Consider the following 15,896-nt stretch of genomic DNA (forward strand, 5'->3'; position numbering starts at 1 on the left):
CGCCTGCGTGGCGGCCTGAAGGTCGCTGCCGTCAAGGCGCCGGGCTTCGGCGACCGCCGCAAGGCCATGCTGCAGGACATCGCGATCCTGACCGGCGGCCAGGCGATCTCGGAAGACCTCGGCATCAAGCTCGAGAACGTCAACCTCTCCATGCTCGGCCGCGCCAAGAAGGTGATGATCGACAAGGAGAACACCACGATCGTCAACGGCGCCGGCAAGAAGGCCGACATCGAGGCGCGCGTGGCGCAGATCAAGGCGCAGATCGAGGAGACCACCTCGGACTACGACCGTGAGAAGCTGCAGGAGCGTCTGGCCAAGCTCGCCGGCGGCGTCGCGGTGATCCGCGTCGGCGGCGCGACCGAGGTCGAGGTGAAGGAGCGCAAGGATCGCGTGGATGACGCGATGCATGCGACCCGCGCGGCTGTCGAGGAAGGCATCCTGCCGGGCGGCGGCGTCGCCCTGCTCCGGGCCTCCGAGCAGCTCAAGGGTGTCCGCACCAAGAACGAGGACCAGAAGACCGGCGTCGAGATCGTCCGCAAGGCGCTCTCCGCTCCGGCCCGCCAGATCGCCATCAACGCGGGCGAGGACGGCTCGGTCATCGTCGGCAAGATCCTCGAGAAGGAGCAGTATGCCTACGGCTTCGACTCGCAGTCCGGCGACTACGTGAACATGGTGTCCAAGGGCATCATCGACCCGACCAAGGTCGTGCGCACCGCGATCCAGAACGCCGCCTCCGTGGCGAGCCTGCTGATCACCACCGAAGCGATGGTCGCCGAGCTGCCGAAGAAGGCCGCTGCCGGCCCCGCGATGCCTCCGGGCGGCGGCATGGGCGGCATGGACTTCTAAGTCCGGCTTCCTCTCACAATACGGAGGGCGCGGCGCGAGCCGCGCCCTTTTTATTTTGGCGTGTAGGGTGGGCAAAGGCGCCTGGCACGCCGTTCATTCGTGGCACGTCGTTGCGCGCCGTGCCCACCGTCTTGCCGATGCGTTCGCTGCACGACGGTGGGCACGCTGCCGCCTGACGGCGGCCGCTTTGCCCACCCTACAGCTTCCCAAGTCACGCCTTCGCCTGGTCGTTCGTAGCCCGGATGAGCGAAGCGACATCCGGGGTCTCACGCGCTGCGTCGATGACCCCCGCATATCGCTTCGCTTTTGCGGGCTACGGGCAACGAACTACTTCACGATCGTCCCGATTCGCTCGAAGCGGACACGCGCGGAAGCGCCCTCCCCGGCGCGCGAGAGGAAGATCATCCCGAGGCGGCCGATCAGGTTCTCGATCGGGATGTAGCCGACCGCCGACGGCATCCGGCTGTCGGTCGAATTGTCTCTGTTGTCGCCGATCACGAAGACATGGCCGGGCGGCACGGCAAAGGCGTTGGTGTTGTCATAGGGGCCGTGATCGAAGCAATCGAGCGTCTCGTAGCTGACCCCGTTCGGCAACGTCTCGCGCCAGCGCTTGATGCGCTCCTCGCCGGTCGAGCCGCACGCATCGGTGCCGACGAAATCGGCGATCCTCTGCCGCGCGACCGGTGCATTGTTGAGATAGAGTTGTCCGTCCTTCATCTGCACGCGATCGCCGGGCAGCCCGACGATGCGCTTGACGAAGTCGGTCTGGCCGTCCTTCGGCAGCCGGAATACGACCATGTCGCCGCGCTCCGGCTCGCGCGCGAGCAGCCGTCCCGCAAACAGCGGAGACGAGAACGGCAGCGAGAAGCGGCTGTAGCCATAGGCATATTTGGTCGCGAACACGTGGTCCCCGACGAGCAAGGTCGGCACATCCGAGCTCGACGGAATGCTGAAGGGCTGGAACAGGAAGGTCCGGATCATCAGGGCCGCCAGGGCCGGAACGATCAGCGCGGCGATGCCACAGGCGAGCAGCGACTTGCCGACGCCGAACCGCGCGGCGGAGGCAACCATCAGGACAGCCACGATCAGACCCCACAGCCCGCAGACGCTGCCGATCAGCTGCAGCACGGCATGGCTGACCGCGGGCAACAGCCAGGCCAGCAGCAGGCCGAGGACCAGCCCGACGATGCTCGGCAGCATCGCGAACGCCAGCACGGCCCGCATGCCCGCCGCCGAGACATGACCACCGAGCCAGCGCGCGACTGCCCTCAGAATGAAGGCTGTGACGTAGAGGTTGAGCACGCCGAGACCTGCCCCCAGCAGCACGACGCCGCTCAAAATCCGCCAGTCTGTCATCTCGGCCCCGACACCGAGCCCGACCAGCATGTTGATCATGCCGGCCATGCCGCCCAGAACCGTCAGCACCAGGATCGACCAGAGGCGCGGAGCCACCGCCACGATGGCCTGGGCCGTCTCGCGCGGCGCCAACCAGATCGACAGCAGCGGCGGGCGCTGCGTGTGCGGCGACATATCTTCGGACATCGATGCTCCCCTCGGCTCGGCGTCATCGAACTAACAGCAGTACCCGATCGATGCCAGAGCGGCATGCATCCAACTGGAGGTTCTGACATAGCTCGCCGATGTCCGCACAACGAACAACCTCAACCTGTCTGCTGAGTTGAACAACTCCACCATTGCACCCGGCTTGCGCGGCCGGACCAGCGAGGCGGCAGCCTCGCCACCAGGGAGTGCTCAGCGAGACGCGTGGTCTAACAACTTGCCGCCGACGGCCGGCTTTTCGTTTGTTTCGACATTGTCGAACGGCTAGGTTGAATTCCACACCTGTCACGCCTCACGGGCCATGCTCGAACATCGCATGCTCACGTCCAAACTCCTTGCGTTCGTCTTGTCCATCGGCCTCTCCCTGCCGCTTGCACTGGGCCAGAGCCTGCCGAACTCCGAGACCGGGCCGGAGCAACGCGTGCCGGCGCTCGAGGCTGCCTGGCCGGACTGGCTGCCCAAGCCGGCACACCAATGCCCGGCCGACCTGATGCCGCGGCATCGGGCCGACGCGTTGGATTTCTCGATCGCGCGTTGTTCGCGCGCATTCGATGGCTGTGTCGGCAGCTGCCGGTCGGGGGCGGCCGGAGATTGCTACGGGGCCGCCATCGTCGCGCAGAGGGTGGCGAACGGACAGCTGGCTCAGGCCCTGTTCCTGCAGGCCTGCACCCTGGGTGTCACCTCCGGCTGCACGAACCGCGCGGCGGAATTGGACACGATCGACGATGGAAACGCCTGCGCCATTCGGACCTACAAGATGGCCTGTGACCGGGACGATCCCTGGGCCTGCTCAATGATCGGATTTCACCTGATCCGCGGCACGGGCGTCGCAAAGGACCCCGCGCGGGCCCGAAAGCTGCTGTCGAAATCCTGCAAATATGGCCCGGAGGATCAAGCCTGCCAGGTCGGCCGCTCTTTGTTGAAAGAAGTTGAACACTGAGACCCGACCGCGGTTGCGAGGCGGCCGGCGCAGTGTGGAGGCGATCTACTTCACCATCGTCCCGATCCGTCCGAAGCGGATGCCACCGGACCGTCGCTCGTCTGCGGCCGCGAGCGAGAAATAGATCATCGCGGCACGGCCGATGACGTTCTCGATCGGCACATCGCCGATCACGGTGAGCACACGGCTGTCGGTGGAATTGTCCCGGTTGTCGCCGAGCATGTACAACTTGCCCTCCGGCACCACATGGACGCTGGTGTTGTCGAGGAAGCCGTTGTCGACGCAATCCAGCGTCTCGTAGCTCGCCCCGTTCGGCAGCGTCTCGCGCCAGCGCTTGACGCGCTCGTCGGCAACACCGCCACAGGCATCGATGCCGACAAGATCGTCCAGCCGCTCGCGCCGCACGGCCACGCCGTTGATGTAGAGCATCCCGCCCTTCATCTGGACGCTGTCGCCGGGCAGGCCGACGACGCGCTTGATGTAGACGGTGGCATTGTCCTTCGGCAAATAGAATACGACCACGTCGCCACGGGCCGGTGCCGCTCCCCAGATGCGAGCTGACGGCGCCAAGCCGGCCGGCCACGGCAATGGCCAGGTGAACCGGCTGTAGCCATAGGAATATTTCGACACGAAGAAATAGTCGCCGACCAGGATGGTCGGCTTCATCGAGCCCGACGGCGCGTTGAAAGGCTGAAACAGGAAGTTGCGGATCAGCAGCGGCGAGGCCAGCAGCAGGCACAGCGCCACGAATCCGGCGACGAAGATGCCCACGATCGCCCACCACGGCTCCCGCCCCGGTCCGATCTCTCCCGCCTCCAAGCTCGACACGATATCCCCCATCTGGTCGCGCCGCCAGGATGACCGAACACCGCGCCACGCGCAATCATCTGCGCGCCGCGATCAGCGCATCGTTCGCCACGGCGCGTCGTCCTTCCAGTGATGCGCCTGCTCCCTCCGCCGTCATACCGGGACTCGCGCAGCGAGAGCCTGGAATCCATAGCCCCAGGCAGATATGGGGCGCGAGATGGCCGTGGCGCTGTCCGACGCGCCATCAGCGCTCGTGGTCATGGATTCCGGGCTCAGCCGCTGCGCGGCTGCCCCGGAATGACGAAGGGAGAGAGGCCCTCCTCTCACCTCGTCCGTCGATACATCACGTCGGTCCGCAGCACGTATTTGCGTCCCCGCGTGACCCGATCGCCGCGATGCATGATCGGGTGGTGGAACAGCAGGGCCATGCCCCGCTGCGGCGTGATGCGCAGCGGACCATCCGACATCAGCCCGATGTCGTCGCAGAACGAGGTCGCGCCGCCTTCGAAATCATCGTTCAGATAGATGAGGAACGTGAAAAGGCTGCGCTCGCCATTGTCGCGCGCGAAATGGCCGTCGCGATGCCAGTCGAACCTCTGGCCGACGTCGTACCGATACAGCCGCAGCCGCTCGTTCAACCCGACCGGCTGCCAGCGATTCTGGAACGTCGGCGCGAGGTGACGAGCAAGCCGCGCATAGAGACTTTGCGCCCGCTCGGTATCGTCGATCATGACCCGCTCGTTGTTGCGGATGTCCTTCGCGATGATCATGCCCATCGATGTCGAGATCGGCGCATCACCGAAACCGATCGCTTCACCCCAGGCGATGGTGTCCTCGCACTCCGCCGCGGAGAAGAAGCCCGGGATCGTCTCGATGTTGTCGGCGTGCCAAATGAGCTCGGTCATGATGACCCTCCTCTGAGAACAAATACAGCCGCGCAGCCCGGATGAGCATCCGACCGCGCCCGCCAGGGCGCGAGCGGATGCGACATCCGGGGTCTCACGAGCCGCAAATGTGAACCCGCATGTCGCTTGCGCTCATGCGGGCTACCGGGGCGACCTCAATCCTTGAAGGGATCGAACTCGCCCTCGCCGGCCATCGCCACGGCGAACGGCCGCAGCGTGTGCACCACCTTCACCGAGCCGGCGTGCTCGACGAGCACCTCGGGCAGACGGCGATAGGCCATCGGGCTCTCGTCGAGGTCGGCCCCGACCAGGGTGACGCCGCGGCTCTGCAGCCACGCATCCATCTCCTCGCGCGTGAAGCGGCGCTTGGCCTCGCGGCGGCCGAACAGCCGACCCGCGCCGTGCACCGTCGAGTACAGCGAGGCCTTCGCCTCCTCCGACTCCACGCCCTCGATGATCACGGCATCATCGCCCATCGAGCCGCCGACGAAGCCGCGCTGGCCCGGAAAGGCCGGCGTGGCGCCCTTGCGCACCACCCACAGGTCACGCCCGTCGTGAGTCTCGCGCCAGGCGTAGTTGTGGTGGTTGTGCACGCTGTCGGTGACCGCGCCGCCGATGATCCGGCGCACGCGCTCCACCACCCATTCGCGGCCCGCATAGGCGTAGCGCCCGGCGAGCTGCATCGCGGCGATGTAGCGCTGCCCGATCTCCGAGTCCTCGTCGACGACGGCGGGCGGCACGTTCATGCCATCCTTTCCGCCGGCAGCCTTGAGGTAGCGTGTCGCCGACGTATGGCCGAGCCCGCGGCTGCCGAAATGCACACCGATCCAGACGAAGCCGTCCTCGTCGCGCATCAAATCGACATAGTGGTTGCCCGAGCCGACCGTGCCGAGCTGCCCGACCGCCTTCTGCCGATAGGCGTCCATGTCGGACTCCCGCCAAGCATCGGCATCGTCGAACAGCTCGTGCTCGACACGCTCGGCATTCTTGCGGCCGACGCCGAACGAGATCACCTTCGACACGTCCTTGATGATCGTGCCGACCTTGTCCTCGATCGCAGCGAACTGCGTGTCCAGCCGCACCGCCATGTTGCCGCAGCCGATGTCGAAGCCGACGCCGGAGATGCTGATCTGCTTCTCATAGGCGATGACCCCGCCGACCGGCTGCGCATAGCCGAGATGACCGTCGGCGCAGATCACGCCGGCCACGGCATTGCCCACGGCCATGCAGCTCCGCATCTGGGCGATGGTCGCGTCCTCATGGCTGCCGAACACCTTCAGCGGGCTGTTCTGGTACTGCGCCGCCTGCGGCCGGCTCGCGACCGTATCGGCCAGCGCCTCGGCCTCGCGCGCGAGCTGCTCCTTGCGCGCGGCATCGCGAAACGTGCACCACAGCGGCATCGAGCGCTGTCCGGGCCGCTCGACCCGCGCATCCGGATCGAGCCCGGCCTCGATGGCCAGCTGTCGCGCGCGCTCCTGATAGGGATCGGCTCTCATGGGATCCTCCTCTCTCCTGCTCGAATGCCGGCACGACAACGCCGAAGCGGCGCTGCCGCCAGCGGCCTGCTTGGCGCGACGCCGCGCAGGCCTGTTGGTGCGACCAGAGAGATGGATCTGATGGAATGTCCCCGAGGGGACCTGAGCCTTTCGGATCGTCTCTCTGGCCTTGTCGGCAGAGGGACGACCCCGCTGCCGCGCTAGGCTGCTAGTTGATTGTCACGGCGCAGCGCGCCGACCGCGAGCACGCGCTCACGGCGCCGCAGGTGCGGCAGCGCGATGTCCCTGGTCTGGCGTGCGTTCGAGATCGGCATGGGTCTCTCGTAGGCGGAAGCCGCCGAATGAGTTGGGGCGTGCACTTACAGGGAGTTTTCAGATTTGTAAAGATACGATCGACGGCACGCGCAGGAGCCGTAGGGTGGGCAAAGGCGTGACCACGCTTTCTCCACGTTCGAGACATCAAAGGCGCCGTGCCCACCGTCGTGCCGCACGCACTGCGGCCCGACGGTGGGCACGCGCCGCCTTCGGCGTCGCTTTGCCCACCCTACGCACCTTCCATATGGCCATACTACAAACAAACGAAAGGCCGCCCGTGGGCGGCCTTTCCTATCAACGACGAGGCTGCGAGGCTGCTCACGCCGCATCGGGCGCCTTCAGCCGCACCAGCCTTGTCAGCAGCGCGTCGAGGCCTGCGCCGTCGCCGGCGTGCAGGTCGATGCGGCCGACCTTCTCGACCAGGCGCTCGAGCGACTCCAGCTCCTTGAGCCGCAGCAGCAGCGGGTTCTCCTCCATCAACTTCGCGGTGTTCAGGAGCGAGCGCGTCGCCGCAGTCTCCTCCTGGCGGCGGATCAGGTTGGCCTTGGCCAGCCGCTCCGCCTCCACCACCTTGTTGACGAGCTCGCGGATCTCGCCGGGCAGGATCACGTCCTTCACGCCGAGCTCCGTCACCTCGACGCCCGAGCCATCCAGCCGCGCGCGCACGTAGTCGCGCAGCTCGGCATCGAGCGAGGCCTTCGCCGCCAGCACCTCGTCGAGCGAGCGCGACGCCACCGCCTCGCGGATCGCGAACTGCACCAGCCGGTACAGCCACGCGTCCACGTCGGGCGTCGTCGCGACCGCCGCCTCCGGATCGACGATCCGGCGGAACGCCGTGAGAGTCACCCGCAGCGCGATGCGATCCCTCGTCAGCATCTCCTGCGCCGTGATCTCGAGCGCGGTGGGACGAAGGTCGAGGCGCTTGACCTCGATCTTGCGGCCGACCGACCAGAACGCATGCCGGCCCGGCGCCAACCGCTCCGTCAGCTTGCCGTCGACATGCAGCAGACCGGCCTCGTGGTTCTCGACCACGGCCTCGGTCACGATGCCCGGACGGTTGCGCTCGATCATCGCCAGATGCCGCGCGCTCACGCGCACGTCGCCGGTGATGTCGATGCGCTCGACCTCAACCTTCGTCGCGACCGTCCAGTAGACGCGGCTCTGCCACGGCGTGAGCAGATGCGTCGGGCGGCCGTCGAGGCTGACGATCGCGATCTCGTCCGCGCCGGTCTCCACCGCCTCGAACAGCTCGGCGGCAAGATCGGGCCGCGCCGCCTTCAGCACCGCGTAGCGATCGGCGGGGTACTCGGCCTTGACCACGGCGAACACCTGCACCGTCAGCCGGCGCAACGGATCGAGCAGCGAATGACGGCCGGGCGCCAGCACGCGCACGAGCCGGCCGTCACGCCAGACCAGCGCCCGCTCGCCATCCGCCACCGTCAGCGTCTTCATCAGAACATGCCAGCTCATGGCACTCTCCTGTCACGCAAGGTCCAGCCGCATGCCGGGCCCTGCTCTGTTGGCTGCCGGCATCGCCGGCAGCGAATTGAAACGTCAAGAACGTGAGGACCGGACGGCGCCTCCTGCCTGAGCCGAGCGGGCCACGGCTTGAGCGTCGGATGCGGCGGGGAGCAGACGCATCTCACGCCCGCGTGCGGACATGACGATACGCAAGTCTCTCAGCCGCAAGCGACACGGTATCCACCGCGGCGCAGAGCCGGCTCTGCAGTGTCTCGATCAGATCGCGTGACCCTTTCGGGCAAAACGGCCGGACCGCGACTGAAGCACGCATCCGGTCCTCGTCAGAGGTGATTAGCTTTTCAGGCTAAACCGATGCGTTGGAGCGGGAGTCGAACCCGCGACCGGATGATTCGGAGTCATCTGCTCTACCCACTGAGCTATCCGTTGTGCCGCAGGACCGCGGACGGCACCCTGCAACAGCACCTTCGCCGCGACGGAATACGCCACCGGAGACCGGCGCGCACCAGTCGGGATCTCAGCGAGCCCGAACCCGTGGCCGAAGCGAAGGACGGTGGACGTATATCAAGATCCTCGAGTTCGCAAGTGTTAGTTTGTAGCACGATGTGTACTTTATTAGTTACACATGCCATAGCCGATGACGCGGCCCTGTAGCCCGGATGAGCGGAGCGACATCCGTGTTCACACGTACCGCTCATGAGAACCCGGATGTCGCCCACGCCGCCGCCTGACGGCGGCGACGTGGGCTCATCCGGGCTACGCGATCATCGTCACCGCTCCAGCTCCACGTCCCAATAGAGATAATCCTGCCACGTCTCGTGCAGGAATCTCGGCGGGAACAGGCGCTGCGCGGCCATCAGCTCGTGCCGTGTCGGCTCGACCGGCGGCCGCCGCGGCTTCACGTAACGCCGGTCCTTGCGCGCGTTGCAGGGACTGCAGGCCGCGACGATGTTGGTCCACGACGTCTCGCCGCCATCGGCGCGCGGCACGACGTGATCGAATGTCAGCTCGCCATGGAAATAGCGGCCACCGCAATACTGGCATTCGAAGCGGTCGCGCAGGAAGACGTTGAAGCGCGTGAACGGCACGCGCATCGCCGGCCTGACATAGTCGCGCAGCGCGATCACCGAGGGCAGCCGCAGGGTGACGCTCGGGCTGCGAACGACCCGGTCGTACTCCGCGACCACGACATGCGAGCCGCTGACCACGGCCCGGATCGCATCCTCCCAGCAGACCACCGACAGCGGAAAGTAGCTCAGCGGCTGGAAGTCGGCGTTGAGCACCAGCGCAGGGTTTGTCACTGACATCGTCGACCTCCTTTCTCGGCACCGGCCGGCTCATCGCTGCGAACATCCAGCCGTACTGTCTCCAATCTGATCTTCACGCGGCAGCCGTCGAACATAGACGACCGCCAACTCGCCGATTGAGCCCGCCGAGCGTTGCGCTGTGAGATGCAGCGCCCTCTCCCCTTGCGGGAGAGGGCATCGATGACCCATCAGCTCGCCCGGTTGGGTGAGGGGTCTCCCTCCGCGAGTTGTGCTCGTTGAGGCATACCCCTCACCCTAAGCGAGTTTGTTGCGAAGTCCCTACGAGCCCTCTCCCGCAAGGGGAGAGGGCACAATCATAGGCATCGCGCATGCTGTCGGAGCCGCGGCTTGCCTGGAATGGTCAGGCGCGCACTCCGTCGTCCCGCCCTGGATGTAGTCGAGATAGATCTGCTGCGCCGCAGTCTCGCTGACGCCGCGGCACGCCATCGCGATGCGCACGAAGGCGCGCGCGACCGGCGAGGCAAGCGCTCGCGCGTGATCACAAATCTCGGAATCTTGGCTCGTCATGCGGGTCATCGGACCCTCCGCTCGATGTGCGGAGGGTGAGATCCCGCCGCGAATTACACGTCTGCTGGAATTCGTAGTCCCGGTTTGGCGAGGGACAGTGCAGGATTGTCACGACCCTGACAGGCGAAGCCCATGCCGAACCAGCCGCGCGACCAGGTGAATGGCCGTTCGTTGGCGGGGGCGTACGCGGGATGTGAGCTCAGGCTCAACACGGTCGTGGTCCTCAGGGGAGCGCCGGGCAACGGCGGTCCGTTTTCGTTGGGGCAGAGCTATGCGCAGACTTTTCCGAAGCCGTCAAGGCCGGTTCATGCGGCGCAAGCGTGGCTCACCCGAGCAACGCGACGAATTTGCAACAATCAGACTGGCCGTCGGGCAAATCAGTTGCGAGGTTGTCCTGATCCGGAGACCGGTCGAGCCCTGCTCGATAGCCCAAAAACGGCTGCGGAAATGAACTGATTTGTCGAAACCGTTCAAAGGGATCAGCCGCTCCGGCCGTGCCGCTGCGAATATGGCTGTTTCCAAAAATCGGAAATTGTGCCATGTAAGACTGTCCCGTCCTCATGAGAGGGGCGCTTCGCGATCGTCACGAACGTGGAGGGCGGGATGCGGTGGGCGCGCCGGTCGCAGCGTGAGCTGATCATGCCGACGAACGAGCCGGCGCGCACGGCGAAGTCGTGATGTCCTGACACCCCGAAGCTGGTGTCAAGGTCGAGAGCCCGACGTGCTCCGACCGATGGTGGCCAGACAGCCGGCGCACCAGGGAGACCACGTATAAGCCGTAACGCCATCGCGCGGGGAATGCCGGAGTGTCCGGCTGAACCTGTGGTGACTGCCGCCTGCTTTTTTTCTGCAGGCGGGCCATGGGTGAGGCCCTCACCCGGCATTCCCCGCGCCCTCTCAATGATGTCGAGGGCGATGTCGTCAGCAAGACTCGGGCGTCGTCCGCCGCGAGGGCGCGATGCCGTGGCTGCAGGTGCAGGATTCGTAGGGTGGGCCAAGCGGCCGCCGAGGGCGGCAGCGTGCCCACCGTCGAGCAGCGAGCTCTATCGAAAGAGGTGGGCACGGCGTCCACTCAGAGTGTTTCGCGAGGCGCGAAGGGTGCCACGCCTTTGCCCACCCTACGGTTCGTGCGCGTTGCGCAAGTCAAATGACGATGAGCAGAACGGTCGTTCGAGAGAGAGCGGGCCCGGCGTCAACTAACAGTGATCGCGAGGCGCGCGCTGTGCCGCGCCCTTGCCCACCCTACGGCAGTTCAACGAGAACGCGCCCCCCGCCCGGCTCACTCGATGCGGGCGAGCACGGCGAGCTTGCGGATGCCCTTGTTCTTGTAGGCATCGAGGAAGGCGTAGTAGTCGCGGAACGAGACACAGCCGTTGGAGTCGCCGTTCGGCCCGAGCATGAAGGTGTGCGCCAGCAGCCCGTTGCGGCCGTGGATGGCTTCCTCGCCGCCGATCGGGTTCAGTCGCAGCGCCGGCACGCCGTGGAACAGCGCCTCGCGCGGCTTGAGCTCGTAGATGTGCGGCGGCGTCACGCCGCGCATCTTGACCTTCTCGGAGCGGGGATCGTCGAGATTGTCGCCGAGGCCCGAATGCGCCTCCAGCTTGGTGCCGTCAGGCAGGTACACCGCCTTGGCCGAGATGTCGTAGACCGCGGTGCTCAGATCGTAAGGCGGCCGTCCACCGCGGGTCGGATCCTTGGTGATCGACGCGGTGATGTTGGAGTCGGCCGAGGCGTAGGCCAGCAGGCCGCCATCCTGGTTCTCCGGCTTGCCCCAGAGCTTCTCCTGGATCGAATGCCGCTCGCCGGCGATCGACATCACCGCCGCCTTGGCGCGCTCGGTCATGGCGCGCAGCGAGAAGCCGCCGCTCTTCGTCGCGCCCGCGTCGGCCGCCTGCGCCGGCGCATCGGCCTGCGGCTTCGGCGGCTGCTTCGGATTGGGATTGGCCAGCGCCAATTGCATCGGCGGCCGGACATCCTTCTTGGTGAGCGTCTCCCTGGGAGCCTCCGGGAGCTTCGCGGGTTCGGCCGGCTTGGCTTCGGCCAGCTTCAAGTCAGGCAGCTTGGGCGCGGCGTCGGCCAGCCTGGGCAGCGGCGGCGCGCCGGCGGCGGCGTTGGAGGCGATGCCCTGCGGCACGGCGGCGCCGAAACGATCGTTGAACATCTGCGGCGTGATCGCGGCCACCGTGGTGGTCGCGGCCGGAGTCTCGGGGAAGGCAGAGAACGCGTCGCCCACGGCGTCCGCCGCGCTGCGCGTCGCGACCCGCGGCGCCGGACGCTCCACCGGCTCGTCCTGCTCGATGCTGCCAAACGTCGGACCAAGGGTCGGATAGGCGTCGGCGGCGATGATCTTGGTGTAGACCATCACGGCGCAGCCGCCGATCAGGCAGGCCATCGCCGCGCCACCGATCAATTTGTGAGAGAAAGCGACCAGGGAGGACTTCCTGCGGTTTCGTGCGGCCAACGCTGCTCGACTGTTACTCATTCACTCACGCCCGAACGAATACTCGGAAACTTTCACGCGATGCGCGGCAGACACCCGCTTTGCATCTCGCAGAAGCACGGAGCTTCATTAAGGCGACTTTTAGTTAAATGCTGATTAAGTTTTGGCAGATTAGGGGCGGGTTAACCATGAACGTCTGTTTCGCCATCAAAGAGGGCGGAAACAGGGCAAAATTGCAGATCCAGTCAATAATGCCGCACCGGATGATTCCGGGGCGGCAGCATTCGACAGTCCCGGAAGTCCGTAAAACATCGCAGACCGCGTTAACGATTGGGCTGCGACGGAGGGCGACGGGCGATGATCTGTCGTTGCGAAGCATTCGCGAGCTCAACCACGTCGTATTCGCTTGTCTAGACGTCCTGCCCGCGGCCAGCCGCGGTGATCTTCGCGCCGCCGGTGCAAGTATTGATCACGTAAAGGCGCGCCGGAGCCGACGGGCTCACGAGGACGGATCAGGCCGTCGGTCGCCGGGGAGCCGGCAGCAGGGCGTGCGGCGCCCGCATCCCCTCCGGGGCACTCCGGATTTTGCGGCGCCCGGCCACGGGCGGCGGTATCGTAGCGAACGATTCCCTGCATCACCCCATCGGCACACCGTACCGCGTCCGCTCCTGCCGAATCGACACGAGAAGGACTCCCATGCAGATTCCCGACCGGAAGCTGGCCTTCGTTCTGGCCTCCAGCAATCACGGCACGATGATCGTCAACCGGCTCGACTACCGCATGGTCGATGCCAACAGAGGCTATGGCGTCGGCTACCAGATCCTGGATACGGGAGCCTTCGATCCGGGCGAGGTGCAGCTCGCGGTGCGCATGCTCGCGGTGCGCCGCAAGCACCATGGCGACGGCGCCGTGGCGATCGATTGCGGGGCCAATATCGGCGTGCACACGATCGAATGGGCCAAGGCGATGACCGGCTGGGGATCGGTGCTGTCGATCGAGGCGCAGGAGCGGATCTATTATGCTCTCGCCGGCAACATCGCGATCAACAACTGCTTCAACGCGATCGCCATCCATGCCGCGGTGTCGTCGGAGCGCGGCGTGCTCAACATCCCCTGCCCGAACTACCTGACGCCGTCGAGCTTCGGCAGCCTGGAGCTGCGCCAGCGTCCGAACACCGAGTTCATCGGCCAGGCCATCGACTACGCCAACGACACCGTCGAGGTGCGCAAGCTGCCGCTGGACGATTTCAACCTGCCGCGCTGCGACCTGATCAAGCTCGACGTCGAGGGCATGGAGATCGAGGCGCTCGAAGGGGCCGCCGCGACGATCGAGCGCTGCACGCCGATCATGCTGATCGAGAAGATCAAGACCGATGCCGACCAGCTGCGGCAATGGCTCGACCGACGCGGCTACAAGACCGTCGATGCCGGCATCAACATGGTGGCGATCCACAGCCGCGACACGTCGCTGGGGGATATCATCCCGCAGCAGGCCTGAGCCCGGCCTCAGCGCTGCAGCTCCGGCGGCGGGCTGCGATCGAGGATCTCGCCCTTCGGCTGGCTGAGCGCGTAGAACGCGTAGGTCTCGATCGTGAGCGGCCCGCGCCGGCGTTCGGCCTCGCCGACCTTCTCGATGCGGCCGAACGTGCTCGTGACGTAGAACCGCGTCGCGATCTGCGCCTCGTCGACCAGCAGCTGCGTGCCCGCGAGCTGCACCGGGTCAGGCTCGGGGAAATTGACCCAGCGGATGCGCTGGATGGGCTGCAGCACGCAGGTCCCCGGCGGCAGATAGAACGACAGCCAGGCGGTGGTGCCGTAGTCCATCGCCAGCACGCACGTGGCGCCCGTGCGGACGCGCGCCGCCTCAATCTCCGCGGCGAGCGGCCGCCAGCCGACGCCGACGCTGCGCACGGTAGCGTCGCGCCTATAGCCGGAGAGCAGCCCCGTATCGGCCTGCACGATCAGCGCCACGAACATCACGACGCCGGCCGGCAGCGCCCAGCGTAGGCAGAAGGCCGCCGTGCGCTGCTGGCCCGGAGACCAGGCGACGAGATGGGCGGCGGCCGCGGCGGCGACCACGAAGGCCGGATAGATCGGCGCGAACCAGTTGGCTTCGACCCGGGCATGCAGCGAATGCCAGGCGAAATAGGCGACGATGACCCAGACCATCGCCTCGATCAGCACGCGCCCCGCCGCATCCCCGGCGCGGCGCCGCGCCAGGCCGTAGAGGCCCATCACGCCGAGGATGAAGACCAGCGGTGTCGCGAAGGCGAACTGCGTCGGGATGATCTCGGCGATGTAGACCGGCCTGATATCCTCGACCCTGGCGCGGCCGAGCTGCTTGATCAGCGACACCCACTGGTGCTCGGCATTCCACAGGATGACCGGCGAGAAGATCGCGAAGGCGACGAGGCCGCCGAGATAGGGCCAGGGCGAGGCGAGCCAAGGGCGCAGCTTGGGCACGGCGACGAGCCAGATCAGGATCGCGGCGCCGAAGAACAGCGCGGTGTATTTCGACAGCAGCGCCGCACCGACGGCGACACCGACCGCGAGCCACCAGACGCCCCTGCCCGTCTCCAGCACCTTGGCGCAGAACAGGAGCACGAAGCTGGAGGCGACCAACAGCGGTGCATCGGGCGTGACGATCAAGGTACCGACCGCTGCCATCAGCGTCACGTTGAGCAGCAGCGCCGCGGTCGCGGCGACGCGCACGCTGCCGAACAGGATCTGCGCGGTGCGATACACCGCATAGCTCATCGGCAGCCCGAGCAGGATCGAGACCAGGCGTACGCCGAGCTCGCTGTCGCCGGCGATCAGCGTCCCCAGCCGGATCACGACCGCGACCATCGGCGGATGGTCGTAATAGCCGCCCGCGAGGTGCTTCGACCACATCCAGTAATAGGCTTCGTCGAAGGTGATCGGTGTGACCCCGGCCGCAATCAGCCGGAGCACGACGAGGCCCGCGATGGTCAGCCAGACGTGACGGACCAGGCTGGAGTCGCCGGCCTCTGCCGCAGAGGTCATCGCTTGCGCCAGACGAACAATCCGGAGATCGCGTAATTCCAGACCACGCCCATCAGCGCACCGGCCGCGCCCGCCAGCCACCAGATCGGCTCCTGGTCATAGACCGAGAAGGCGACGCCGACATTGGCGAGCAGGCCGACCGAGCAGACCAGATAGAACGCGAGCAGGCCGCGCAGGATGCCAAAGCCCTTCAGGCGCTGGTCGCGGTAGGTGAGGAAGTTGTTGAGGATGAAGTTCGAGGTCATCGCGA

Annotated in this window: 14 protein-coding genes and 1 tRNA gene; 3 read left to right on the plus strand and 12 right to left on the minus strand. The window is 66.3% G+C overall.

Annotation, left to right across the window (positions count from 1 at the left end; all coding sequences use genetic code 11):
• Positions 1-846 (plus strand): chaperonin GroEL (groEL, locus tag BRAS3809_RS22945; RefSeq protein WP_035657788.1); only part of this gene is annotated, 846 nt, incomplete at its 5' end.
• 327 nt (positions 847-1,173) lie between these two features.
• On the opposite strand, the gene lepB (BRAS3809_RS35105) is transcribed toward groEL, so the two are convergent.
• Positions 1,174-2,388 (minus strand): signal peptidase I, encoded by a 1,215-nt coding sequence (gene lepB / locus BRAS3809_RS35105; RefSeq protein ID WP_008964422.1) that lies wholly within the window; start codon positions 2,386-2,388, stop codon positions 1,174-1,176.
• A gap of 334 nt (positions 2,389-2,722) precedes the next feature.
• Here lepB (BRAS3809_RS35105) and BRAS3809_RS22955 point away from each other — a divergent pair, with 334 nt between their 5' ends.
• Positions 2,723-3,346: an SEL1-like repeat protein gene (locus BRAS3809_RS22955; RefSeq protein ID WP_008964423.1), complete on the plus strand. Its 624-nt coding sequence runs from the start codon at positions 2,723-2,725 to the stop codon at positions 3,344-3,346.
• 45 nt (positions 3,347-3,391) lie between these two features.
• On the opposite strand, the gene lepB (BRAS3809_RS22960) is transcribed toward BRAS3809_RS22955, so the two are convergent.
• The 9 genes from lepB (BRAS3809_RS22960) to BRAS3809_RS22995 all read right to left on the minus strand — a co-directional run bounded on the left by lepB (BRAS3809_RS22960) (position 3,392) and on the right by BRAS3809_RS22995 (position 12,575).
• Positions 3,392-4,174, minus strand: a complete 783-nt coding sequence (gene lepB, locus BRAS3809_RS22960; protein WP_008964424.1) for a signal peptidase I — start codon at positions 4,172-4,174, stop codon at positions 3,392-3,394.
• Between the two features lie 302 nt (positions 4,175-4,476).
• Positions 4,477-5,058: a 2OG-Fe(II) oxygenase gene (locus BRAS3809_RS22965; RefSeq protein WP_008964425.1), complete on the minus strand. Its 582-nt coding sequence runs from the start codon at positions 5,056-5,058 to the stop codon at positions 4,477-4,479.
• Positions 5,059-5,213: 155 nt separating this feature from the next.
• Positions 5,214-6,554 (minus strand): RtcB family protein, encoded by a 1,341-nt coding sequence (locus BRAS3809_RS22970; RefSeq protein WP_008964426.1) that lies wholly within the window; start codon positions 6,552-6,554, stop codon positions 5,214-5,216.
• A 633-nt stretch (positions 6,555-7,187) separates the two neighbouring features.
• Positions 7,188-8,339, minus strand: coding sequence for a slipin family protein (locus BRAS3809_RS22975; RefSeq protein ID WP_008964427.1), 1,152 nt, complete (start codon positions 8,337-8,339; stop codon positions 7,188-7,190).
• A gap of 369 nt (positions 8,340-8,708) precedes the next feature.
• A tRNA-Arg gene (locus BRAS3809_RS22980) sits at positions 8,709-8,773 on the minus strand.
• A 345-nt stretch (positions 8,774-9,118) separates the two neighbouring features.
• Positions 9,119-9,655: an HNH endonuclease gene (locus BRAS3809_RS22985; protein ID WP_008964429.1), complete on the minus strand. Its 537-nt coding sequence runs from the start codon at positions 9,653-9,655 to the stop codon at positions 9,119-9,121.
• Positions 9,656-9,934: 279 nt separating this feature from the next.
• Complete coding sequence (locus tag BRAS3809_RS22990; RefSeq protein WP_008964430.1) at positions 9,935-10,192, minus strand: hypothetical protein; 258 nt, start codon at positions 10,190-10,192, stop codon at positions 9,935-9,937.
• A 316-nt stretch (positions 10,193-10,508) separates the two neighbouring features.
• The gene (locus tag BRAS3809_RS36760) at positions 10,509-10,724 is read right to left on the minus strand and encodes a hypothetical protein (RefSeq protein WP_170323319.1); all 216 of its coding nucleotides are present in this window, start codon (positions 10,722-10,724) and stop codon (positions 10,509-10,511) included.
• A gap of 738 nt (positions 10,725-11,462) precedes the next feature.
• Positions 11,463-12,575, minus strand: a complete 1,113-nt coding sequence (locus BRAS3809_RS22995) for a DUF2778 domain-containing protein (RefSeq protein ID WP_008964433.1) — start codon at positions 12,573-12,575, stop codon at positions 11,463-11,465.
• Positions 12,576-13,319: 744 nt separating this feature from the next.
• Between BRAS3809_RS22995 and BRAS3809_RS23000 the strand changes: the two genes are divergently transcribed.
• Positions 13,320-14,120 (plus strand): FkbM family methyltransferase, encoded by an 801-nt coding sequence (locus tag BRAS3809_RS23000; protein WP_008964436.1) that lies wholly within the window; start codon positions 13,320-13,322, stop codon positions 14,118-14,120.
• 8 nt (positions 14,121-14,128) lie between these two features.
• Here BRAS3809_RS23000 and BRAS3809_RS23005 read toward each other — a convergent pair whose 3' ends face one another.
• Together BRAS3809_RS23005 and BRAS3809_RS23010 are read right to left on the minus strand one after the other, a co-directional pair.
• On the minus strand, positions 14,129-15,646 hold the full coding sequence (locus BRAS3809_RS23005; protein ID WP_008964437.1) for a glycosyltransferase family 39 protein: 1,518 nt from the start codon (positions 15,644-15,646) through the stop codon (positions 14,129-14,131).
• The coding region (locus BRAS3809_RS23010) for a GtrA family protein (protein ID WP_139017425.1) at positions 15,643-15,896 on the minus strand (254 nt) is incomplete at its 5' end. The genes BRAS3809_RS23005 and BRAS3809_RS23010, both read right to left, overlap by 4 nt.

The organism is Bradyrhizobium sp. STM 3809, assembly GCF_000239795.1.
Lineage (GTDB): Bacteria > Pseudomonadota > Alphaproteobacteria > Rhizobiales > Xanthobacteraceae > Bradyrhizobium.